The sequence below is a fragment of the Microcoleus sp. F10-B2 genome (assembly GCF_036704965.1).
In the GTDB taxonomy this organism is placed as follows: domain Bacteria; phylum Cyanobacteriota; class Cyanobacteriia; order Cyanobacteriales; family Microcoleaceae; genus Microcoleus.
The window spans coordinates 43,016-65,441 of the sequence record NZ_JAUBTB010000003.1 but is presented as its reverse complement, the minus strand read 5'-3'; the positions used below and the strand labels follow the sequence as shown (position 1 = coordinate 65,441).

At 46.9% G+C, this 22,426-nt stretch carries 20 protein-coding genes; 10 read left to right on the top strand and 10 right to left on the bottom strand.

Annotation, left to right across the window (positions count from 1 at the left end):
* Positions 1–1,571, top strand: a 1,571-nt coding sequence (locus tag QUA99_RS01925; protein ID WP_333460287.1) for a calcium-binding protein, incomplete at its 5' end; no start/stop codon positions are given.
* A 261-nt stretch (positions 1,572–1,832) separates the two neighbouring features.
* Here the strand turns inward: QUA99_RS01925 and QUA99_RS01920 are convergent.
* From QUA99_RS01920 to QUA99_RS01900, 5 genes are all read right to left on the bottom strand, one after another.
* Entirely contained in the window at positions 1,833–2,192 is a 360-nt protein-coding gene (locus QUA99_RS01920) for a hypothetical protein (protein WP_333236378.1), read from the bottom strand.
* The gene (locus tag QUA99_RS01915) at positions 2,189–2,569 is read right to left on the bottom strand and encodes a hypothetical protein (protein ID WP_333236380.1); all 381 of its coding nucleotides are present in this window, start codon (positions 2,567–2,569) and stop codon (positions 2,189–2,191) included. Before QUA99_RS01915 ends, QUA99_RS01920 begins: the two co-directional genes overlap by 4 nt.
* A gap of 10 nt (positions 2,570–2,579) precedes the next feature.
* Positions 2,580–5,051, bottom strand: coding sequence for a GH116 family glycosyl hydrolase (locus QUA99_RS01910; RefSeq protein WP_333236383.1), 2,472 nt, complete (start codon positions 5,049–5,051; stop codon positions 2,580–2,582).
* Positions 5,052–5,255: 204 nt separating this feature from the next.
* The gene (locus tag QUA99_RS01905) at positions 5,256–5,861 is read right to left on the bottom strand and encodes a Uma2 family endonuclease (RefSeq protein WP_333236385.1); all 606 of its coding nucleotides are present in this window, start codon (positions 5,859–5,861) and stop codon (positions 5,256–5,258) included.
* 41 nt (positions 5,862–5,902) lie between these two features.
* Positions 5,903–6,448, bottom strand: a complete 546-nt coding sequence (locus QUA99_RS01900; protein WP_333236388.1) for a gamma carbonic anhydrase family protein — start codon at positions 6,446–6,448, stop codon at positions 5,903–5,905.
* Positions 6,449–6,554: 106 nt separating this feature from the next.
* On the opposite strand from QUA99_RS01900, the gene QUA99_RS01895 reads away from it, so the two are divergent.
* The 7 genes from QUA99_RS01895 (at position 6,555) to QUA99_RS01865 (ending at position 13,541) form a co-directional block, all read left to right on the top strand.
* Positions 6,555–7,064, top strand: coding sequence for a TIGR02652 family protein (locus tag QUA99_RS01895; protein WP_332957361.1), 510 nt, complete (start codon positions 6,555–6,557; stop codon positions 7,062–7,064).
* Positions 7,065–7,301: 237 nt separating this feature from the next.
* The gene (locus QUA99_RS01890) at positions 7,302–7,736 is read left to right on the top strand and encodes a VOC family protein (protein ID WP_333066146.1); all 435 of its coding nucleotides are present in this window, start codon (positions 7,302–7,304) and stop codon (positions 7,734–7,736) included.
* A 374-nt stretch (positions 7,737–8,110) separates the two neighbouring features.
* The gene (locus QUA99_RS01885; RefSeq protein WP_333236391.1) at positions 8,111–8,362 is read left to right on the top strand and encodes a type II toxin-antitoxin system ParD family antitoxin; all 252 of its coding nucleotides are present in this window, start codon (positions 8,111–8,113) and stop codon (positions 8,360–8,362) included.
* On the top strand, positions 8,359–8,691 hold the full coding sequence (locus QUA99_RS01880) for a type II toxin-antitoxin system RelE/ParE family toxin (protein ID WP_333236394.1): 333 nt from the start codon (positions 8,359–8,361) through the stop codon (positions 8,689–8,691). The genes QUA99_RS01885 and QUA99_RS01880 overlap by 4 nt, the downstream gene beginning before the upstream one ends.
* 241 nt (positions 8,692–8,932) lie before the next feature.
* Positions 8,933–10,933: a heavy metal translocating P-type ATPase gene (locus QUA99_RS01875; protein WP_333236396.1), complete on the top strand. Its 2,001-nt coding sequence runs from the start codon at positions 8,933–8,935 to the stop codon at positions 10,931–10,933.
* Between the two features lie 69 nt (positions 10,934–11,002).
* Positions 11,003–11,923 carry a vitamin K epoxide reductase family protein gene (locus QUA99_RS01870; RefSeq protein WP_333236398.1) on the top strand — a complete coding sequence of 307 codons (921 nt, stop codon included), beginning with the start codon at positions 11,003–11,005 and terminating at the stop codon, positions 11,921–11,923.
* Positions 11,924–12,236: 313 nt separating this feature from the next.
* Positions 12,237–13,541, top strand: coding sequence for an Nramp family divalent metal transporter (locus QUA99_RS01865; protein WP_333236400.1), 1,305 nt, complete (start codon positions 12,237–12,239; stop codon positions 13,539–13,541).
* 67 nt (positions 13,542–13,608) lie between these two features.
* Here the strand turns inward: QUA99_RS01865 and QUA99_RS01860 are convergent, their stop codons facing one another.
* The 3 genes from QUA99_RS01860 to ctpB all read right to left on the bottom strand — a co-directional run bounded on the left by QUA99_RS01860 (position 13,609) and on the right by ctpB (position 17,312).
* Entirely contained in the window at positions 13,609–14,361 is a 753-nt protein-coding gene (locus QUA99_RS01860; protein WP_333236402.1) for a cupin domain-containing protein, read from the bottom strand.
* A gap of 122 nt (positions 14,362–14,483) precedes the next feature.
* Positions 14,484–15,377 carry an FkbM family methyltransferase gene (locus QUA99_RS01855; RefSeq protein ID WP_333236404.1) on the bottom strand — a complete coding sequence of 298 codons (894 nt, stop codon included), beginning with the start codon at positions 15,375–15,377 and terminating at the stop codon, positions 14,484–14,486.
* Positions 15,378–15,992: 615 nt separating this feature from the next.
* The gene (gene ctpB, locus QUA99_RS01850) at positions 15,993–17,312 is read right to left on the bottom strand and encodes a carboxyl-terminal processing protease CtpB (RefSeq protein ID WP_333236406.1); all 1,320 of its coding nucleotides are present in this window, start codon (positions 17,310–17,312) and stop codon (positions 15,993–15,995) included.
* Between the two features lie 195 nt (positions 17,313–17,507).
* Between ctpB and QUA99_RS01845 the strand changes: the two genes are divergently transcribed.
* The gene (locus tag QUA99_RS01845; RefSeq protein WP_333236407.1) at positions 17,508–18,353 is read left to right on the top strand and encodes a hypothetical protein; all 846 of its coding nucleotides are present in this window, start codon (positions 17,508–17,510) and stop codon (positions 18,351–18,353) included.
* Positions 18,354–18,433: 80 nt separating this feature from the next.
* Here QUA99_RS01845 and QUA99_RS01840 read toward each other — a convergent pair whose 3' ends face one another.
* Positions 18,434–19,024 (bottom strand): pseudouridine synthase, encoded by a 591-nt coding sequence (locus tag QUA99_RS01840; protein ID WP_333236409.1) that lies wholly within the window; start codon positions 19,022–19,024, stop codon positions 18,434–18,436.
* 261 nt (positions 19,025–19,285) lie between these two features.
* Here QUA99_RS01840 and wecB point away from each other — a divergent pair, with 261 nt between their 5' ends.
* Positions 19,286–20,416, top strand: a complete 1,131-nt coding sequence (wecB, locus tag QUA99_RS01835; protein ID WP_333236411.1) for a non-hydrolyzing UDP-N-acetylglucosamine 2-epimerase — start codon at positions 19,286–19,288, stop codon at positions 20,414–20,416.
* Positions 20,417–20,459: 43 nt separating this feature from the next.
* Here wecB and QUA99_RS01830 read toward each other — a convergent pair whose 3' ends face one another.
* Positions 20,460–22,424 carry an ATP-binding protein gene (locus tag QUA99_RS01830; RefSeq protein WP_333381134.1) on the bottom strand — a complete coding sequence of 655 codons (1,965 nt, stop codon included), beginning with the start codon at positions 22,422–22,424 and terminating at the stop codon, positions 20,460–20,462.
* Positions 22,425–22,426: the final 2 nt, after the last annotated feature.

Here is a 22,426-nt window from a genome sequence, read left to right as displayed (position 1 = left end):
CTCCGACTCCGACTCCCACGGGAACTCCGACTCCGACTCCCACGGGAACTCCGACTCCGACTCCCACGGGAACTCCGACTCCGACTCCCACGGAAAATCCCACGGAAACTCCGACTCCGACTCCCACGGAAAATCCCACGGAAACTCCGACTCCGACTCCCACGGAAACTCCCACGGAAACTCCGACTCCGACTCCCACGGAAACTCCCACGGAAACTCCGACTCCGACTCCCACGGAAACTCCGACTCCGACTCCCACGGAAAATCCCACGGAAACTCCGACTCCGACTCCCACGGAAACTGAAACTCCCACGGAAACTGAAACTCCCACGGAAACTGAAACTCCCACGGAAACTCCGACTCCGACTCCCACGGAAAATCCCACGGAAACGGAAACTCCCACGGGAAGTGAAACTCCGACACCAACTCCCACGGAAACTCCAACGGAAACGGAAACTCCTATTGACTCTGACAGCGTTCGCGGCGGAGATACTGATTGCATTTGCGAACAGATTACCCTACCCGCGATCGATTCGATTCCGGGCCCGAATTCAGTCGATCGCACTTTCAACGGCACTGACGGCGACGATTTCCTCACCGGCAGCAATCTCAGCGACGCTATCAACGGTTTCAACGGCGACGACATTCTGCTGGGTGAAAGGGGCAACGATAATATTTTTGGCGGACTGCCCGCCAATGACCCCATTGGCCCGGATACAGACCAAGACTTGCTGTTTGGCTGCAATGGCAATGACTACCTCAACGGCAATGCCGGCAACGATCTCATTTTCGCGGGTAAGGGCAATGATGTGGCGATCGGCGGCAAAGACGATGACTTGATTTGGGGCGACAAAGGCAATGACACTCTGGTTGGGGCTCAGGGTAACGACTGCTTGTTTGGAGGCAGTTTTGACCCGTCTAACCCTGATTCGACTGGACGCGATTTGCTGTTTGGCGCTGCTGGCAACGACTTCTTGAACGGGGGAGATGCTGCTGATACTTTAAGCGGCGGAAAGGGCAACGATACGGTTTACGGGGGCAAGGGCAATGATGTTGTGGTGGGGGGTACAGGCAACGATCGGCTGTTGGGCGATCGCGGCAGTGATAGCATTTGCGGCGGCGAGGGGGACGATACTATTTTAGGAGACGGCGCGATCGACTTTAACGGCGAGCCCGATTCCCTGTGCGGCGCTGCTGGCAACGATTTGATCTTTGGCAACGGCGGTTCTGATAAACTGTGCGGCGATGAGGGCAACGATACTCTCTACGGCGGCAAAGGTGACGATTGTCTGATTGGGGGTTTGGGAAATGATATTCTCAACGGCGGCATTGGGCGCGATCGCTTTGTTTTAACAGCCGTTGAAGGCAGCGATATAATTACTAATTTCACAAAAGGTGAAGATTTGCTGGTGTTAGCGGGCGGTCTAACTTTTGCTCAAATTAGTATTACCCAAAACGCTAATGCAGCTTTCATCAGGATTGGTCAGAACGGTCAACTGTTGGCTGCTTTGAATGGAGTGCAAGCTAGTGCGATCGGAATACAAGACTTTAGCATAATTGAGGGAATATAAAGTTTGTAGTAATGATTTTAGTCCTTGCATTTGATCTTACAGCGTACTCCAGGTTTATCAAGAGCATTCGGGACACGGCACTGCCGTGTCCCTACGGGGATATCTCTATCCGGGGTATACTTCATAAACCTGGAATCTGCTGTATGTGGTTTCCGGTTGCATTGGAATAATATATTTGGATAATGTCAGTGCGATCGATCTCGCGACGAAAGGTAGCGAGATCGATCGCACTACATAATTGGGATGCCACCGGGTTTGATATTAGTTTTCTTTAGCAGCCAACACTTCATCTACATCAACATTTCGATTCTTTAACTCTGATTTCAAGGAAATTGGCAAAAATACTAACACATCCAAATACCACCACCAACGTTGAGGAAAAATAGCTTCTGCTTTTCTGATTTCATTTAAATTGACAAAGCGCGATAACTCCTGATAAAAAACGTTGACGTGCTCAATTAGTTGCCGATCGGCTTTGATGAGTAATATCTTTTCTGATTCACTCAATTGAGATTCACTTTCTGCGAGGCGATCGCGAATTTGCAACATTTCTAAATGTTCTGCACCGCTGACATCAGGAAACTCGACACTCGCGCAATAGTTTTTTAATAGAGGATTCATATTTCTAACTCCTTAACTGAACAGAGATATACGAAAGCCGAATTAGCTAGGTAGCTTTCGGGTCGATCGGGAGGAAAAGCAGTTTCTAAAACTCCCTCCAAACTTATCATTACTAGCCACACCTTATTCTCCATATTTGCTACGAGTGTGGGATAAATCGTTTCTCCATAAACATAGAGATAAACATCGGCATCTAGACTGTTCGCTACAGCAGCGATAATTACATTATATTGTTCCAGGGTAGCGTCATCTGGTAAATGACCTAAGCGAGTCCTTTTTAGCAGATGAGAAATTGCTTTTCCGGGTTTCCCAATGATTTGCTGTCTAACTCGCGCGATCGCCTGAATTACAGCTAGTAGCTTAACTTCATCAATCATCAATTTTATCTTACTTTTCCCCAGTTACTCTAAAATTTGTCAACACGCCGTAAATCGCCCAAATAGCCATCGCCCGCAAATAGTGACTCGCCCGAAAAGTTCCTCCCGCAGTAATCGCTTCCGGCGTCCGAAACTGCAACCCATTTTCATAAATCTGTTTCACCACCGCATCCGTCAATTTAAACGCTTTCTCCTCCATCCCCATCTGTACCAAAAAAGCCGCCAACCCAAAATTAATCCCCGTCCAAACTTCTAAAGGATGAGTCGCATTGGGATTTTCCGGCGAACCGTTTAACATTACCCCATTCGCCGCACCGAACTCGCCATCATTGAATTTCAAAAAGCAAGAATCGTACACAGTTTCTAAAGCGCTGACTGCACATTCTGGCGGCACAATATCCGGCAATCCTAACAGTTTGGCGTAAAACTGACCGCACAATTGGTCTGCCATCACCACTTCCGATTTACTCTCGCTGTCCAAACGATAATATTGACCGTTCCACAGTTTTTCTTGATAGCTAGGTCTTGCTTGTTCCAGCCAACTGTGATATAATGCAATGTTTGCTTTAGGGTTAGGAATTATCTGCGGCGTAGCATCTTCCAATATTTCGCCGATCGCGATCGCAGCCTCCAGCGCCGCCAACCACAAACCCCCGCAATACGCACTTATTCCCCGCATTTGCCAATCATCAAACGTCTGATCCGGTGCACCTGAATTCTCAGGAATTCCGTCCCCATCCTCATCAAAAGTTTTCAGATAAGCCAAAGCCTCAACAATTGCCGGCCAACACTCTTGCAGAAACTCGCAATCTGTGCTGCCAGTCAACAGGAAATCCCGATAAACTTGCAACACAAAATCGCAAGGCAAATCCTTCCACAAATTGCAATCTTGATAGCTAGTATAATTGGTTTTCTCCCAAGGATGTTCGTTGGGAGCACCCAAATCGTGCGGCGTCGCCCCGACAGCTTTTCTAATAGCAGATGCTTGATTCCAGCCAATAATTCTCGGCGTATCGTCTCCGGCAGAAATTGCCCTGGCAAACGCTAAAACTACCGACTTTTCCAAATCCGGCCACAGCATCAACAAAGCAAAAGAACCGTAAAGCCGCACGTCCAAACTTTCGTACCAGCGGTAATCAATGCACTCCAAAACCGCAAATTGACCCTTGGGATCGCGTTCGTCAGCCGCACTCCAAAGAGTACCGCCGTCTGTCAGGGCGTATAACTCGTTAAACAGCGCCATTTTAAAACTGTCTGACAAATCTTTCCGTTCTAAAATGGGTTTTTGCCAAGCTTCAATATTTTCGCGCCAAGTATCGGAATGCTTCATTGCAGTGCGAATAATCGGCCAAGCATTTTTGCCGTTACGGCCGAAGAAATCTGTATAGCGGCGGTAATACCAAACTCCCGATGCAAACTCAGTAACGGGCAAATCCCAAGCTATAATAAAGGGAATTTTGCGAGTTTTTCCCGGTCGAATAGTAAAGCGAACTGCGATCGCACAAGCCAACTGTTCTCCTGCTGCTGCGGCTGTCTCGTCTCTGTCATCCAACAAGAAACCTTCAGCAGAAAAGTTGCGCCAAATATCGTCACCGTTCCCCGCCGGGTTCCAGCGAGTTTGATAGAATACTTCTACCGCCGGATTAGTAATAGTTGCGATCGCCCATTGTCCATCCCCTTCTTGCGGTTCGTCCTCAGCAGTCAACCGCGTCATCAGGCAACCGATGCGGTGGAAATCTTCCACCAGCAAATTCAAATTTCCGGCACTTTCTCCCCACCGGGATTGATAATCATAAAATGGACTGCCATCATCTCGCACCATCACTTCCGGCGATTTATTAGCATTAGTAAACCAGCCGACAATATTCTCCCAAGTCAGCATGATGCTGAGAGTAATCGGCGCATCGGTAGGATTGTGCGCCACCCATTCAAACATGGCAACCGGGTAACTGCTTTCCTGATAATTGTTCGGCAAAATTGGCGAAAATTGCTCGCAGCTTAATTTAGCTTCAAACACATTTTCATAAACAAACCAACTGCGCGGATACAAAGCATGATAACTTCCCGAAGAATTAGACTCTTCCCCGGTTCTTTCTTCTTCTTCCCTTCTTCCTTCTTCCTTCTTCCTTCTTCCTTCCGATGGATACCATTTCCAACTAGATAAACTGCCATCGGTAGGCGGTTCAGTGGAGAGTGCAAAAGCTTGTTTCTTGCCTTGAGTTTCTTCAAAAACGCTGAACTGACAAGCGGGCAAACTGCGAAAAATGTGTTCGCCGCCGTCAATGTGCCAGAGGTTGAAGTCGCCGCGGGACGATCGCCCGATGCAGCCGGCACCGAACCCGCCCAGAGGCATTCCGTGCCACGGCCCATCGTCGAGATTGCTTGCGTAGCGGACTGTATAGGGATTCTCCCAACCGAGGCCGATGGGACGTTTCCAGGTGTGCGGGGGGATGTTTGGATTGGATGTGCGATCGTTATTCATGTGATTGATCTTAGCGCTCGATCGAGACTTGACAAACTTTTTTATTTAAGTTTAAACTTTTATCGCGCGAACGAATCCCGATATTTCCGACTATTGTTGACTGTTGATTTTTGAGTTAAAGCAATTGGGTTCAGCGTTCCCGGATTCATCAATTCTCCAATCTAAAATCTAAAATATAAAATCTAAAATCGGTTCAGCGATCGCCTAACGTGGCAGAATATCATCTAGGCGAAGTTGCAAGCTTTTTAACAGAGGAGAAATAATCGGTTGGCCGAGGCGAAATAGTTGCTGCGTGTAATCTTGGTCAATCAGTTGGCAAACGGTGATAGTAGGTTGTTTTGGTTTACCGATAAAAGCCACGCCCCCCAATCCGCGATAATCAACTATCCAATATTCGGCAATTCCTAAAAGAGCATATTCTTCAACTTTTCGGGCGTAATCTGTTTCCCAATTAGTGCTGACTACTTCTACCACCAATTTAACAGATCGCCCCAGCGTAATCACAGGTTCTCTTTCCCACAGAGGTTCGCTGACAATAGCAGTTTCATCTAATACGACAATATCAGGACGGCGGGCAGTAGCTGCATCTGAAAATGGACGGATCAAACAAGTGCGGGGAATGAACCAGGGTAGTTTTTCGGCTGCGATGGCGATGCCAATTTGAGTTGCTAGTTTACCGCTGACGGTTTCGTGCGGACCTGTGGGTTCCATGTCAACTAATTCTCCGTCAGCGAGCTCGTAGCGGAAGTTGTCACAATATCGATCGAGGAATGTTTCAAAAGTTAGGATTTTTGGCGCGGTGTAAGCCATTGAAAACTAATAGTTTTTTGCTGAAAATCTCATTCTATCAACTAATCAAATCCCAAATCAGAACCTTTCCCGGCGTGAACCAAAGCCAAATTTTCGTAACGCTTAGCGTGTTCCACCAACTCCGCAGCTTCTTCCTCAGAGACATCCCGGAGGCGTTTGGCAGGCACTCCCGCAACTAGCGTGTGAGGGGGAACGTCCTTGGTAACAACCGCCCCTGCACCGACGATCGAGCCTGTTCCCACCCTGACTCCATCGAGGACGATCGCCCCAATCCCGATCAGGCAGCCCCGTTCAATGTAAGCTGAGTGAATCACGGCTCGGTGTCCGACTGTCACGAAATCTTCCAAAACCGTCGGTTTCCCGGACTCGCCGTGCAGAATTGCTCCATCTTGGATATTGGTACTTGAGCCGATGGCAATTCGCTCTACATCCGCCCGCACCACCGCCCCGTACCAGATACTAGCGCCCGCTGCCACCTCTACCCTGCCGATGACAACAGCGCCTTCAGCGACAAAAGCCGCTTGGGATAGATCGGGCAAGGGCCAATAGGAAGGAAGTGCAGGCAGAGGTTCGTTGAGATTGCTCATTTGTTGGTCGATCGTTATACTTCTAGCAGATTAGCTGGTTGTTGATACGGGATATAATAAAAGTATTTGGCACTTTTGCAGAGAAAATATGCTGGGACGCAAATAAATGATTGAAGTTGCCTTGCAATACCCGATGTTTGGCCCGGAAATTCAGTGTCCCCACTGTCGCCAAACAATTCCGGCTCTAACGCTGACGGATACCTATTTGTGTCCGCGTCACGGGGCATTTGAGGCAGATCCAAAAACGGGGGAACTGGTTCACCTTCAGTCTGGGCGGCACTGGCGCCGCTGGGAGGGTGAATGGTATCGCCAGCACACCCACCCGGACGGGATTCGGTTTGAAATTCACGAAGCGCTCGATCGACTTTATACTCAAGGCTACCGAGCAACTCGCGTGATCGTTGCCCAACGCTATCGGGACTTAATCAGCGCTTATTTGGAACGCAGCACGCCTTGGCGCGGCCAGTCGGAATCGCCCAGGCCGAGGCTGTACGGTTTGCCTGTGGATTTTAGCCCCGATCCCCAAGAAGACCCTTGCTGGGAAGTGATTAATTTTGATTTGGAAAAAGAGCCGGGAGTTCCGATTAGATATCCCTATTTTCGGTTGTTTGAATAAGTGAATAAGTGAAGGAAGAAGGAAGTTCGGCAACGGATTCGCTCGACGGATGTAACGGATGTAACGGATGTTAGGAAGAGGGAAGAGGGAAGAAGGCTCTATTGCTTTCGCGCTAAAGATGCTGCGACCGTTTATAATTCCGAATTCCGAATTTACCCTCTAAAATCTCAAATCCAAAGCTGTAATTCCTACTTCCATTCTCAAATCTAAAATCTAAAATCTAAAATCTAAAATCGAATGCACCACGCCTCGATTCGCACTGCTAACATACACCGGGCGATCGCCTTTTACGAACAGTTGGGATTTACTGTGAGCGATCGCTTTACTACTGGTTACACTCTAGCCTGTTGGATGGAAGGTCTCAACGGACGCATCGAACTGATTCAAATCCCGGAACCAAAACCCGCACCGGATGCTTTCGGAGACGAGCATTATGTTGGATATTATCATTTATCTTTTGATTTAACTGAGGCGACAACTGACTTGCCTAGCTGGTTGCAGTCTCTCAAAGATCGGTTTGAGGAAGCTGCTAAAGACCAACCAAACCAGTTCCAAGCTTTGAAAGTTTTATTAGAACCGACTCAACAGGCGATCGGGCAAAATGTTTACGAAGTAGCTTTTATTGCCGATACTGATGGTTTGCCTTTAGAGTTTATCCGGCGGCTTAATTAGTTAATAGGTCGTGGCTATTGACAAACGAATTTCAAAGGTAGTACCCGCCACGCGATCGATCGGTGGGCTCGATCCCAAATCTCAAATCTAAAATCCTTGCGTCCCCCGAATTTATCCCTGGGGTCAATCGCGCAATCGCGCAATCGCGCAATCGCGCAATCGCGCAATCGAATGACCAAGACTTTCAAAGGTGGTACCCGCCACGCGATCGGATCGATCGGTGGGATCGATCCCAAATCGAAAATCGAAAATCCTTGCGTCCCCCGAATTTATCTCGCGCAAGTCAATCGAAAGCATCTAAAATCTAAAATCGCGCAATCGAATGACCGATCGACAGTTGATACAATGATAGATATTCTAAATCTGTGTTGACGATGAACGTTATTCTTGCCATACCAGAAGACCTACAAACCTATATTGAATCTCAAATTCAGGCGGGGGCTTATGCAAGTGCGGTGGAGTATTTTCTAGCTTTGGTGCAGCAAGATCGCCAGCGAAAACAGGCACAAGCCAAGTTAGAAAATTTGTTGCAAGAGGGTTTAGACTCAGATAGCGAACCCGTGACGGCTGCATACTGGGAGAATTTGCGAGCATCGGTGTTCGGTGGCGATTCGCAACAGACATGAGTTATCAGTTAATTGTCAAAAATCGCGCTACTCAAGATCTCAGGCAACAAGCAAACTATATTTTGGTCAATGGGAATGCTCGTGCTGCTGAGCGATTTCTGGAGTTAGCTGAAGCTACTTTTGCCAAATTAGCGACGATACCAGGCATGGGGAAGGTCGTGCGATTGGTTTCTTCTCGAATGGGGGAAATTCGTCAGTGGCGAATTAAGGATTTTCAGGATTATCTCATCTTTTACCGAATTCAGGACGATCGGGTGGAAATTCTTCGGGTTTTGCATGGTGCTAGGGATTTGGAAGATATTTTATCGAACCTCAATGAAGAGGTTTAACCTCGTGCTGCCCGATTGCCGATCGATCCGATCGTAGAAGCTCGATCGCTTTCCTCACGATCGCCGAGAATTGAGAATAGTTATTATTTTAATTAGTTCTCACAGTCACTACCAATTTAAGAATATTCTTCTAAAAAATAGCTATATTTTGAGTTCAAAATCTAGTATATTGTCTTTTTAACCTATATAATATGAACGTCTATTCATACTATCAGGCGTTAGCCCAAACCCAGCAAACACCATGCAAAAAGCTAAATCCAGGGATTCCGGCTGCTGTAGTTGCAGTCATGACGACCGCGATCGCAGCCATGAGAATCATAACCACAACGACCACGGCCACAACCACGACCACGACCACGACCACGGGAACGGAGATTTTAACCTGAATCAAGAATTGATTCCTGTGATATTGGTTGTTGTACTATTTGTCGGCGGTTTAATTTTTGAAGAACAACTCCACAACACGCCCTATTCTATAGGTGAATATCTGGTTTTCATCCCAGCCTATCTTTTAAGCGGATGGAATGTTTTAACCAGTGCGGGTCGCAATATTCTGCGAGGTCGATTTTTTGATGAAAATTTCTTAATGACTGTAGCAACACTCGGCGCTGTCGCTATTCACAAACTCCCTGAAGCAGTCGGGGTGATGTTGTTTTTCAAAATCGGAGAACTTTTTCAAGAATTTGCGATCGGGCGATCGCGTCAATCGATCAAATCGCTTTTAGAAATTCGCCCAGATTATGCCAACCTCAAGGACAACGGCGACATCAAAAAAGTTTCGCCAGAAACCGTAGCCGTCGGCGATATCATTCTTGTCAAACCGGGAGAAAAAATTCCCTTAGACGGTGAAATTATCGACGGTAACTCTCAGATTGACACATCTGCACTAACTGGAGAATCAGTACCTCGAACCGTGAAAGCTGGAGAAACAGTTTTAGCGGGAACGATTAACCAGACAGGAGTTCTCACCGTCAAAGTTACCAAAGTCTTCGGCGAATCTTCAATCTCCCGAATTCTGGAATTAGTAGAAAATGCCAGAAGCAAAAAAGCTGAAACTGAAAAATTTATCACCAAATTTGCCAGTTACTACACGCCTTTTGTAGTATTTGCATCGCTAGCAGTGGCTTTAATTCCGCCTTTGTTCATTTCAGGAGCAACTAATGCCGATCGCTTTTTATGGGTTTACCGCGCCCTTGTCTTGTTAGTTATTTCCTGTCCTTGCGGATTGGTGATTAGCATTCCTCTGGGATACTTTGGGGGAATTGGCGGTGCAGCCAAGCGCGGTATTTTGGTTAAAGGCTCGACTTTTCTAGATACCCTGATAGCAGTCAAGACAGTTGTTTTGGACAAAACAGGAACTCTGACAAAAGGAGTTTTTCAAGTCGCACAAATTGTGCCTGCAAATGGTTTTTCCCAAACAGAGTTGATGGCAATTGCTGCTAAAGTAGAATCTCAATCCAATCACCCAGTTGCGAAATCTATTCTGGAAGCTTACGGCCCAAAAATAGATTCATCGGATGTGAAAGATTACGAAGAAATAGCGGGACACGGCATCCGAGCAAAATTAAATAATCAAATTGTGCTGGCGGGAAATGACCGTTTGCTGCACCGAGAAAACATTGCTCACGATGTCTGCAATGCTGAAGGTACAGTAGTGCATTTAGCGGTAGACAACCGCTACGCTGGGTATATTTTGATTGCTGACGAGCTTAAGGAAGACGCAGTACAGGCTATTCGCGACCTCAAGAAACTGGGTGTTGAGCGAATCGTGATGCTCACAGGAGATAATCAAGCTGTAGCCGATAGTGTTGCGAAAAAGCTCGGTTTAGATTCCTATTTAGCCGAGTTATTACCCGAAGGAAAAGTCGAGGCGATCGAAAAACTGATCGGCGAATCTAAAAAAGGCGATAAAATTGTCTTTGTCGGGGACGGAATTAATGATGCACCAGTGCTTGCTAGAGCTGATGTGGGCATAGCGATGGGGGGTTTGGGCTCCGATGCGGCGATCGAAACTGCCGATGTTGTAATTATGTCAGATGCACCGTCTAAGGTGGCCCAAGCCATTCAAATTGCCCGGAAAACTCACAATATTGTCTGGCAAAATATCATTTTTGCCATGTTAGTCAAAGGCATATTTATTGCTTTGGGTGCTTTTGGATTAGCTACCATGTGGGAGGCAGTTTTTGCCGATGTTGGGGTGGCTTTAGCAGCTATTTTCAATGCGACTAGAGTTTTGAAATAGAGTTTTTTTACGGTGAGTATTGCCTACCTTACCCACAATAGAGACATACATTCTGAGGTCAAAAATATTATGCGTCGTCAACGTTCTCTGCCCTGGATTCACCGTTATTCTCGTCCGATTACGGCAGGAATTGCCTCGATAGGGGCTGCGATCACTGCTTATCTAACAGCGGTCAAGTTATCCAACGGAACGGCAGTTTGTCCGATCGAAGGCTGCGATATCGTGCTTTCGAGTCCCTATGCCTATGTCTTTGGTTTGCCTCTTTCTTTGTTCGGTTTTTTGGGCTATCTGAGCATGATAGTTTTTGCCGTAGCTCCCCTACTTGTTAATCCCGCAGAACAGAAGAGTCTCCGCTCTAAGTTAGAGTCTTGGACGGGACTATTTCTGTTTGCTGGTAGCACAGCTATGACGATTTTCAGCGGCTATCTGATGTATGTACTGGCTGTTGATATCAAAGCAGCTTGTATTTATTGTATTGCGTCTGCTTTGTTTGCAACTAGCTTGTTTGTCTTAGCATTAATCGGTCGCGAATGGGATGATATCGGGCAACTATTTTTTATAGGAATTCTGGTGTCTATGTTAGTGCTGATTTCTTCTTTGGCTCTTTATGCCGATGTGAATAATCTCGGTACAGCTAAGGAGACTAGCATCAAGACTACAACATCTTCGGGTACTTCAGAAATTGCTTTAGCGCAACATTTAAAAAGAGTGGGAGCTAAAATGTACGGCTCTTTTACTTGCGATCACTGTCAAGCGCAGAAGGAAAGTTTTGGCAAAGAGGCGGCTCGCATTATCAATTATATCGAGTGCAATCCGCAAGGGAAAAATGCTCGCCGCGATCTTTGCGAAGCTGCCAAGATTCAGGGGACTCCTACTTGGGAAATTAACGGTAAGTTTTACCCAGGGCAAAAATCTTTGCAGGAGTTAGCTGATTTATCTGGCTATCAGGGAACTCGCGAATTTAAAGAGCTCTCAAATCAGGAACGTTGACAAGAGTGATTTCTGCCGATCGACCTAATCTTAGGAATGAGAATTAAATAACTTACAATGCGTGATGTTCTTGTGGGATGGGCCCATCCCGCCCGTCCAGAAAGGGCGGGCTACGAGAGCCCACCCCACTTTCAAGAGTGTAAATTATTTAATTCGCGATCCTTAGTCGATCGCGCGCACCTCGGTTCAAGCTCAAAAATATACACAACTTAATATATACGGTGACTCTGCCGGATGTCGATCCGACCGATCGCATTCCGCTACCTTCGTGAGATTATGAAAACAATATGAAAAGTATTGAACCGTAAAACAAATGACTGATTCGGAGAACAAACCCAGCCTTCCAGAAGTCCACCGCAGCATCCCCGTTCCCAACAGCAAAGGTTTCTGGCGTAAAATGCTGGCTTACGCAGGGCCTGGATATTTGGTTTCAGTGGGTTACATGGACCCGGGAAACTGGGCGACTGACTTGGCGGGGGGAGCAAAATTTGGTTATGCGCTATTAAGCGTGATTTTGCTATCTAATTTGATGGCAATTTTGCTGCAATCACTCTGCGTGCGTTTGGGAGTGGCAACGGGACGAGATTTGGCACAAGCTTGTCGAGATTATTTCAGTCCGCGAGTCAGTTTTTTGCTGTGGATAGTTTGTGAAATTGCTATTTCTGCTTGCGATTTAGCTGAACTTGTTGGAAGTGCGATCGGACTGCAATTGCTATTTGGCATTCCCTTAGTTTGGGGCGTGTGCATTACTGCACTAGATGTGATAATGGTATTATTTCTACAAGGAAAAGGCTTTCGTTATATCGAAGCTTTGGTAATTACCCTTATTGCAATTATTGGCGGTTGCTTTATCGCAGAAATAATTTTTGCCAAACCGGATGCCGGAGGAGTTTTACTCGGTTATGTTCCGAAGCTAGAGATTTTGCAAAATCAGGGAATGCTTTATATTGCGGTTGGTATTTTGGGGGCAACTGTGATGCCGCACAATCTCTACCTCCATTCATCGATCGTGCAAACTCGCGCTTGGCAAGAAACTGCCGATAAAAAATGGGAAGCAATTAAATTTGGCACAATAGATTCTACCGTAGCGCTGTCGATAGCTTTGTTTATTAATTCAGCTATTCTGATTTTATCTGCTGCCAGCTTTCACTTTTCCGGCTATCAAGAAGTAGCAGAAATTCAAGATGCTTACAAACTGCTTTCTCCGGTGCTGGGCGTGGGTTCTGCCAGTGCAATTTTTGCCTTTGCTTTATTGGCTTCGGGGCAGAATTCAACTTTGACTGCAACTCTAGCAGGACAGATTGTGATGGAAGGGTTTCTAAATTTTCGACTGCGGCCTTGGTTGCGGCGCTTGCTGACTCGACTGATTGCAATTGTGCCGGCTTTGATCGTAATTATCTTGTTTGGGGAAGGTAGTACAACTAATTTACTGGTTTTCAGTCAAGTGATTCTCAGTTTGCAATTACCCTTTGCAGTAATTCCCTTGGTAATGTTTACCTCAAACCGCCGCTTAATGGGAGAGTTTGTGAATCCATTTTGGCTCAAAGCAGTAGCTTGGTTCGTGGCTAGTATTATAGTAGGATTAAATAGTTGGCTGCTGTTACAAACTATTTTCTAGCAATTGCCAATTATAGTCCAGCCCCCGCAAAGGGGAAGTTTTGTCTGACAATTTACACTGCGAATCCTTAGCCACAAGACTCAGTTGTCTCAAAAGGCTGTCGGAAGTCTTCTCCAACAATAAATCGCGTTGAATCTAGAGGATAAGTCTTCACATAAACCAGACAACCGGTTGCCGACGAAGGACTGTAGGGAGAATTGGGTGAATACCGCAGCCAACTACCAGTTGGGTAATCTCCAAACTCATCACTCCAAGTACCTTCGATGACAAAGATTTCTTTCACCTCAGATTCAACTACGTTCGACAAGGCCGTGCCGGGTTGCCAGCGTTCCACCCAAACTTTTTCAGGAAAACCTTCTTGTTCGTAAAGTGGCTTCACCTCAATTTGGGGAATAATACCGGGCTGCCAGGACAACTCATAAATATTCGTTTTCACCCGCTGGCGAGTGGTTCCACCATGTTGCCGTAATTTAACAAATGTCAGGCAACCTTCATCGCTATAAGGGCGATGGATAAACCCTTCAGGATTGAGCATATAAGATCCTGGGGGATACACACCGGTTTCATCAGCGAAGTTGCCCTGGAGCACCAAAATTTCTTCTCCACCGGCGTGTCCGTGCAGCGGGAAAAAGCCACCCGGATCGAAGCGAGTCAGCATGGTGACGGGATGATCTTGAACGTTATCGTCGGACTCAAAGGCACCAAACCAAATGCCCGTAAAAGTGGTCTGATACCAGGTTAGCGATGACTGCAATACTGCGGCTCGACTCGATACGTCGTTGTGAATTGGTTGAGGTTGCCACTGAAATTGAGAAGACATGATTATTGAAATTTAAGATGAATTTAAGGTTGATTTAAGATTAATTCCAGATTGTCTATAGGCTGGTTAAGATAACCAGTATACAGGAATTGTGCCATATTTTCTTGCCGATCGCCTATTGCCTATTTATACTGTTTCGCCAGTGCGATCGTTTTATCTAGCAATATACCGCCCACAGGATCTGTGCCATAGGAGTCTGCGACGTGTAAGGCGATATCCAGGGCAAAACCCACCTTGCCATCCAAGAGCGCAAAAGCCCAAAGACTCACGTAGTCGCGCAAACTAGCATCAACTAATTTGAGGTGCTCTAGGGTTCTGAAATATCTGGATTCAGCGGCTGTCGGACTCCCCGGTAATCGTTCTATCTGTTGCTGGTCGAGTTGACTGGAGAGGGCTTTCCGCGTACTCTGCATCACCCTAGGAAAACTCTGAAAGTTGAGACTCGACAGCCAAAAACCTTCCTCTATTAAAGCTTTATGAACTCGATCGAAGGTGTTTTCTCCGTCATAGAAAGCTATGATTCCCGGTTCGACATCGATCGCTAACATCCGATCTCTGACCGATTTATCGATACTCAGAAAGATATCTAAATCCCGACCTTGAGAATCGAGTTTTAACCAATCAATTCCATGAACTTTCAGCTCTCCAATGACTTCATCCAACCGTGTTGCAGGTAATTCCACACGGCTCTCAACGTCAAAAGTTTCTGTAAAGCTATACTGCTGGGAATTCTCGTTGGGTTGAAGCGTACTCGAACAGAAGGGATAGGAAGTTAGGAAAAATTTGACTTGACTAGAGGAATCATCTGTTACGATTTTTTTGACAATGGTAAATTTTTGGAAATTCCAAGAATTTTCCTCATTCAGTTCCCTAGAATCTGGATCGAAGCCGATGTAGTAGGAAAACGGAGCAATTTCCTGCCAGATGCGGTGAGGTTCGCCTGATGCACCGATATCAACTAGAACAAAATTAGTCTCGTTGAAAATGGCAATTTCCGACAGTAATTCTTGAAACATTGCGTCGCTTTACCCGATCGAATAGTTGGCTTTAGCCATTAAACATCAAAGTCGCGCATATAGCAATCCTATCAATAGCGATCGACCGTCAGTTGTCAGCAATCGGCTGAGGCTCTTCCTGAATTCTGGGGAGAGCCAAGTCCAGATAAGCTGTGTTGCATCTAGATTGCCTATGGTATTAGAGAGGGAGAGGGGGAGAGGGGGAGAAGGGGAGAGGGTCCGATGGGGATCGGGGGAGAGGATTTGACGATTTTCGATCGGGACTCGAAATATACAATTTAAATGCACAACAGCTTATCTCTCGTCTGGCAACAGATACGAGTCTTGTGGGCCTTGTCAAACCTGGTTGGGTGCGATCGAAAGAAATCGGAAGCTGGAGGCTTAGCGGTATCGAGAGAGGCCGACGAGACGGTAATATCGGCTTCATATTGTTTCCGGTTGCACGGGAATTATATAGAGAAGACCGCGAGAGCAATATTAATTCCGATGCTACCGGATTTGATATCAGCAGTCATTTGGCAATCACAATCAATCACCAAGAACTAATCCATAAAAACAAAACCCGCCGGTGCGGGTTTCATCTTAAAGCTAATTGTTAATAACTTACGGTTTCAACTACTTCTGAGGAACAAGAGCCTCATTACCAGCAACGGGACGGGGAGACGAAGCGGTAGTTCGCAAAAGTGCGATCGCCTGCGCGTAGCAAGGATCGTCCTTAGTCGCCACCAACATCGGTTTGTTAGCTAATTTCAGCTTTTGTTCGTCGGTGACTTCCACCTTAATATCGGGAGTAACCCCCTTGTGGCTGATATCCGTACCGTTGGGAGTATAGTAGTGAGCGATCGTCACCGCCAACCCCGAACCGTCCGCCAAAGAATGCACCGACTGCACCAAAGCTTTGCCAAAAGTTTGGCCGCCCATCACTGTTGCGCGCTTGTTATCCTTCAGAGCACCGGCCAAAATCTCGCTGGCGCTGGCCGAGTTATCGTCAACGAGCACCACCAAAGGCTTGTCAGTGATTGCAGTGCGGTTTGCGCGCATTTCCTGAGAATCGCCCGCGCGATCGACTGTGCGGACGATCGCCCCCGTATCCATCCACATCCGAGCGATATCAATGCTCACTCGCAGCAAGCCGCCGGGATTCCCCCGCAAATCCAACACAAAAGCGTCAGCTTTCTGATCCGAGAGCTTTTTAATCGCCGCCTGCATTTGTTCCCCTGCGTGGGAACTAAACTCTTGCAAGCGGATGTAACCGACATTCTGACCGCCTTCATTCTTGAGGCTGTAGCGAACCGCTGCTACCTCAATTCTCGCCCTAGTCAGAGTGATATCAAACTCGCTTTTGCCCTCGCGAGCAATCCGCAGCGTGACTTTCGTGCCTTCAGCGCCCCGAATTATCTGAGCCGCATCCGAGACAGTCATGCCTTTGGTAGCTTTGCCGTCAATCACCAAAATCGTATCGCCCGCTTGAATCCCTGCCTTCAGGGCCGGGGAATTTTCCATCGGCTCGACTACAGTAATCGCTTTGGTTTTCTCGTTTTCTTCCAGCCTCATCCCCACCCCTGTCAGTTCCCCGGAGGTTTGATTCGTCAGCGCTTCGTACTGCTTCGGGTCCATGAAGCGCGTGTAGGGGTCGTTTAATTTCTCTAGGGCTTTGCGGAGGGCGGTGTAGGCAGCTTCGCGAGAGGTATAATTTTTGCTGAGCAATTCTTGGCGGGTTACTTGCCAGTCAGTCTTGTTAAAGCTGCCATCAACATACTCTCGATTCACAATTTGCCAAGCTTCGTCTAAGACAGCTTTGGGGCTATCTTGAAGCTCGGCGCGGACTGATTGACTCAGGCCGGGAACGAGTAAAGATATCGAAGCAGTTGTTGCCATCGCCCCACTGAACAGGGCTGCCTGTAACTTAGAAAAGCGTCTGCGGGCTTGATTCATTGAATTTGGCTCAATTCGATTTTAGATTTTTGATTTGAGATTTTATATTGCTAAAAAATCTCAAACTACTACTTAAACTATTGCGTGGAGGCTCCACCATCCCTTTGGACAGTTTAACGAGATTCATTGTCGATCGCCAACCAATTATTACTCTCTTTCAATAAACTTAATTTAAAACTTGGATTTCAAAGTGCCGTGGAAGCTAAAATCGAACAATTTTCGCGTAAGTGGTTGAGCCTGCTAGTTAATGGATTTATCGGTCTAGCAGCGCTGGCAGGGGTCGTCGCCATGCAGTCGAGCGGGGAGTTGGGCGGAATGCCATCTGTTGGCGTTCAGGGGCAAAAGCCCCTCTCTGCAATGTCTGCTGCCAGTTTCAAGCAAGCCGCACAGCAAGAAGCGCAGCAAGAAGCCCTGCGGCTGAAAATGCTCAAAACTCTCCCTAGTTTTGGCTTTGACAATTTAATTGCAGATTGGACATTTCTCAAATTTTTGCAATATTTTGGCGACGACGAAGCGCGAGATGTGACGGGCTACAATTTGAGCCAAGATTATTTTGACATAGTTACGCGGCGCGACCCGCGGTGGACTGACATCTACCTGTTTCTTTCCACAGCTATTTCTTTTTATCAGGGAAAGCCTGAAACTGCTGTTGAGTTGATTGAGCGCGGTACTAGCGCCCTTTCCCTTTCGCCGCAAATTCATTCCCAATCGTGGATAGTGTGGCGAACTAAAGGTCTTGATGAGTTGCTGCTGTTGGGGGATATTCCCGAGTCAATTAACTCTCACGAAATGGCCGCTGATTGGGTGGAAAAAACCCCGCAAGGGCCGACATTGGCGCCGATGTTTCGAGCAACTGCTGAGTATTTGCGCCGAGATCCCGATAGCGTGCCGGTGCGGTTTACTGCTTGGAGTACGGTTTATGCTCAAACAACTGATAAATTGGTGCGTCAAAGGGCGAAACAAGCTCTTGTCAAGTTGGGAGCTCAGGTGCAAAAAGATAAGGATGGAAACGAGAGTTTTATTTTGCCCCCTCGAAAGTAAGTAGAAGTAAGCAGAAGGAAGAAGGAAGAAGGGAAATGCAGCCGCAGTAATAGTTTCAGCTATCAAGAATGTCCTGAATGTCAAGACTGTTGACTGTAATTCCCCAATCTAAAATCAGCTTGAGTTAGTTCCCGCCATTCACCGGGTTTGAGACCTTCCAGACGCAAATGCCCGATCGCACACCTGACCAGCCGCAGCGTCGGAAACCCTACTGCTGCGGTCATCCTGCGGACTTGGCGGTTGCGGCCTTCTGTAAGGGTCATTTCCAGCCAAGCTGTCGGCACGTTTTTGCGAAATCTAATCGGCGGTTCGCGGGGTGGCAAAGGTGGTTCTTCTAACAATAATTGCACTTTTGCCGATCGAGTCCGATAATCTTGAATAGTCACACCTGTCTGCAAAGCTGCGATCGCACTTGCATCGGGAATTCGTTCAACTTGCACCCAGTAAGTGCGGGGATGAGCGAATTTCGGGTCACTGAGGCGGTGCTGCATTTGTCCGTCATCGGTTAGCAGCAACAAACCTTCACTATCGCGATCGAGCCTTCCCACCGCATAAATGTTAGGAATCGGAATATAATCTTTCAGAGTGCTGCGTTTAGTTTCGCTGGAGTTGTCAGTGAATTGAGTTAAAACATCGTAGGGTTTATAAAATAGAATGTAACGATAGGGCATGACAAATTCAAAAATAAAAATGTACTAATGTCAATAAATTTGTAGGGGCGGGTTTCACCAACAATAATTGCCTAAAACTCACAATCTCAAAAACCCGCCCCCACCCAACGTCAAACCACTTTCTATCTCTCTTCTCTCCTCTGCGCCCTCTGCGCCCTCTGCGGTTCATAAAAAAATAAATCTTGTTAACCAACGATTCAAACCTGCTATAAAATATTCAGCCTTTAAGAGCCTCGCCAATCTCAACTACCCAATTTTACCATGTCCGAAGCCACACACCGCGTTTGCATCGTCTTAGGAACTCGCCCAGAAGCGATTAAACTAGCCCCAGTAATTCAACTCTTCAAAAGTTCGCCAACCTTTGACACCCAAGTAATTTTAACCGGTCAGCACCGAGAAATGGTCGAGCAAGTAATGCAAATGTTCGATCTAAAAGCCGATCGGGATTTAGCAATTATGCAGCACCAGCAAACCTTGACGGATATTACTTCCCGCAGTTTGCAGGGTTTGGAAGCATTGTTTAAAGAATTGCAGCCCGAAATCGTCTTAGTTCAGGGCGATACAACCACAGCGTTTGCCGCTGCTTTGGCTGCATTTTACCAGAAAATACCCGTAGGTCACGTAGAAGCCGGATTGCGGACAGACGACGTGTTCAATCCTTACCCCGAAGAGGCTAACCGACGGTTGATTTCTCAGCTCACAAGGCTGCATTTTGCCCCGACAGCGCTGGCCCAAGAGAATTTAGGGCGATCGGGAGTTTGGGGAGAAATTCACCGTACAGGCAACACAGTAATCGATGCTTTGCTTTCTGTTGCCAAACGCGAACCCGAATGCAAAATTCCCAATTTAGATTGGAGCAAATATCGCACTATCTTAGCCACAGTTCACCGCCGCGAAAATTGGGGCGAACCCTTACAAGGAATTGCTCACGCCTTTCTTCAAATCTTAGATAAATTTCCTGATACAGCTTTACTGCTACCCCTGCACCGAAATCCCACAGTCAGAAAACCTTTGCAAGCTCTTTTGGGCGACCACCCACGAGTATTTTTAACTGAACCTTTAGATTACGCCGAATTAGTAGGAGCGATTCAGAGATGTCATTTAATTTTAACAGATTCCGGTGGCTTGCAAGAAGAAGCACCTAGTTTGGGCAAGCCAGTTTTAGTATTGCGAGAAACCACAGAAAGACCAGAAGCAATTTCCGCAGGCACAGCTAAACTTGTGGGTACGAATTATGATACAATTTTCACAGCAGCGGCAAACTTGCTCAGCAATTCCGAAGCATACAACGCAATGGCAATGGCAATTAATCCCTTTGGTGACGGTTTTGCAGCGTCGCGGATTTTGAAAATTGTTGAAGAGTATTTTAGTGAGAAGACAATTGACAATTGACGGTTGACGGTTGAGAGTGAGTCGAACAACTGAAAACCCATTCTCAAGTATTTGTTGGCTGAGTTCGATCTATGGGAATCTCAATCACAAACTTCGTGCCTTCGCCCAGGGTGGAATCACACCACAGTTTTCCTCCATGCTTTTCCTTCACTACCTGATAGCTAATGGATAAGCCTAATCCTGTCCCCTTGCCTACGGGTTTAGTAGTGAAGAAGGGATCGAATAGGCGCGATCGCGCTTTCTCTGGAATGCCCGTACCGTTATCGGCGATCGCAATCTGCACCCACTGTTTTTTTGTTTTGGTAGTCTTAATCCAAATCCGATTCGGTTGGTCAGCAATATCCGTAAAACTACGTCCTTCATTGCTCTCTTCCAAAGCATCGATCGCATTTGATAGCAAGTTCATAAACACCTGATTAAGTTGACCTGCATAGCATTCTACCAACGGTAAATCGCCATATTGTCTGACTACTTCAATGGTTGGGCGTTCTGGCAGGGCTTGAAGGCGATGTTCTAAAATCATCAAGGTGTTATCAATGCCTTCATGGATATCGACAGCCTTGAATTCCGAGTGATCCAGACGAGAAAAGCTACGCAACGAAACCACAATGTCCCGAATGCGACCGGTGCCCATTTTCATCGACTTAAGAATCTTAGCGAGATCCTCTTTTAAGTAGTTTAGATCCACATCGTCTAGGTCATCTTGAAGTGATGGGGACGAGTTGGGATAATGCTTTTGATAGGCATCTAGTAATCGCAGTAAGTCATGGATATGCTCGTTGAGATGAGACAGGTTGCCGTAGATAAAGCTGACCGGGTTGTTGATTTCGTGCGCTATCCCTGCCACCATTTGCCCCAGTGCCGACATTTTTTCGTTATGCACCATCTGACTCTGGGTGCGGTGCAGTTCTTCAAGGGTAATCTCTAGTTGTTGCACCTGTTGGCTCAGTTGTCGATCGCGAGCCCTAAGTTGGTCTGCCATACTGTTAAATCCCTGAGCTAAAAGCCCCACTTCATCCTGACTGTCAACCCGAATACCAATCGCTAAATTGCCTCTGGCCAATTCCTGGGTTGCCTTAGTCAGTCTTTGAATGCGATGGCTCAGAGTTTGGGTCAGACGGAAACCTCCGATCGTCACAACTGCGATCAGAACACTTCCCAATAGCCCAAAGCTACCCACCACAAACCACAACCGCTGTTGTGCTTGCTCGATTTCCTTGGCAGAATGCAGTACAGCAATTTTGAGAGTTACCCCATCAAAACCTTGTAGCTTGATTGTTTTGATCAGGTATGCTTCACCAGCAATCCCGATCTTAGTGGGCAACCCGTCTGGCTGGGGAAAATGCCAAGACCGATCGCGGTTAAGTGGCAAAGTAGCAGCCGTTACCTTCTCGCCGTCAAAAGCCACCAAATGTATGGATGTGTCGCCGCGAAGCGACAGGAGCGCTGTGTCGTCCATGGCTAATCCCGCCACCAAACCAGCTAGGATCTTTTGAGATGATTTGATTGATATTAACCCAATCATGGAAGCCGGAGCCCAGTTTTCTGCCAGGATAACTCCCGGTAACTCTAGTCCGGTTCGGGCGGCACGGTTCACAGAGCCATCCTGCAATCTCGCCTGTCTGATTGCTCCCAACTGTGAAGACACTAAGACTTGACCATCAGCGTCAACTATTCTGATCAAATCCAGTTTAAAACCCGCTTGTAGTGGTAATACTGTCCGCAGCAATAAAGGGCGATCGCCCTTTATTACTGCTCTGATGACATCATTATTTTCACTCACCGAACGGGCTTTCACACGGAGTGATTCTTGCCTTTGCTTTAGAGCTTCCTGCAGCATACTAGCCAGATCCACGATCTCCCTTCGCCCCATTTGTTCTAAGTTGTTTCTAGCAAAATAACCCAAACCCAAGGTTCCGACAGTCCATAGACTCAGAAATGCCAACAATAGAGGTGATAACAACTTGACGGAAACGGGTAACCGCGCGTATCTGGACTGGATGGTCATAG

Bases quoted from the DNA above. Each gene is read 5' to 3' on its own strand.
- QUA99_RS01920 (WP_333236378.1), bottom strand. From the start codon at position 2,192: ATGAATCCTCTATTAAAAAACTATTGCGCGAGTGTCGAGTTTCCTGAT.
- QUA99_RS01915 (WP_333236380.1), bottom strand. From the start codon at position 2,569: ATGATTGATGAAGTTAAGCTACTAGCTGTAATTCAGGCGATCGCGCGA.
- QUA99_RS01910 (WP_333236383.1), bottom strand. From the start codon at position 5,051: ATGAATAACGATCGCACATCCAATCCAAACATCCCCCCGCACACCTGG.
- QUA99_RS01905 (WP_333236385.1), bottom strand. From the start codon at position 5,861: ATGGCTTACACCGCGCCAAAAATCCTAACTTTTGAAACATTCCTCGAT.
- QUA99_RS01900 (WP_333236388.1), bottom strand. From the start codon at position 6,448: ATGAGCAATCTCAACGAACCTCTGCCTGCACTTCCTTCCTATTGGCCC.
- QUA99_RS01895 (WP_332957361.1), top strand. From the start codon at position 6,555: ATGATTGAAGTTGCCTTGCAATACCCGATGTTTGGCCCGGAAATTCAG.
- QUA99_RS01890 (WP_333066146.1), top strand. From the start codon at position 7,302: ATGCACCACGCCTCGATTCGCACTGCTAACATACACCGGGCGATCGCC.
- QUA99_RS01885 (WP_333236391.1), top strand. From the start codon at position 8,111: ATGAACGTTATTCTTGCCATACCAGAAGACCTACAAACCTATATTGAA.
- QUA99_RS01880 (WP_333236394.1), top strand. From the start codon at position 8,359: ATGAGTTATCAGTTAATTGTCAAAAATCGCGCTACTCAAGATCTCAGG.
- QUA99_RS01875 (WP_333236396.1), top strand. From the start codon at position 8,933: ATGCAAAAAGCTAAATCCAGGGATTCCGGCTGCTGTAGTTGCAGTCAT.
- QUA99_RS01870 (WP_333236398.1), top strand. From the start codon at position 11,003: ATGCGTCGTCAACGTTCTCTGCCCTGGATTCACCGTTATTCTCGTCCG.
- QUA99_RS01865 (WP_333236400.1), top strand. From the start codon at position 12,237: ATGACTGATTCGGAGAACAAACCCAGCCTTCCAGAAGTCCACCGCAGC.
- QUA99_RS01860 (WP_333236402.1), bottom strand. From the start codon at position 14,361: ATGTCTTCTCAATTTCAGTGGCAACCTCAACCAATTCACAACGACGTA.
- QUA99_RS01855 (WP_333236404.1), bottom strand. From the start codon at position 15,377: ATGTTTCAAGAATTACTGTCGGAAATTGCCATTTTCAACGAGACTAAT.
- ctpB (WP_333236406.1), bottom strand. From the start codon at position 17,312: ATGAATCAAGCCCGCAGACGCTTTTCTAAGTTACAGGCAGCCCTGTTC.
- QUA99_RS01840 (WP_333236409.1), bottom strand. From the start codon at position 19,024: ATGCCCTATCGTTACATTCTATTTTATAAACCCTACGATGTTTTAACT.
- wecB (WP_333236411.1), top strand. From the start codon at position 19,286: ATGTCCGAAGCCACACACCGCGTTTGCATCGTCTTAGGAACTCGCCCA.
- QUA99_RS01830 (WP_333381134.1), bottom strand. From the start codon at position 22,424: ATGACCATCCAGTCCAGATACGCGCGGTTACCCGTTTCCGTCAAGTTG.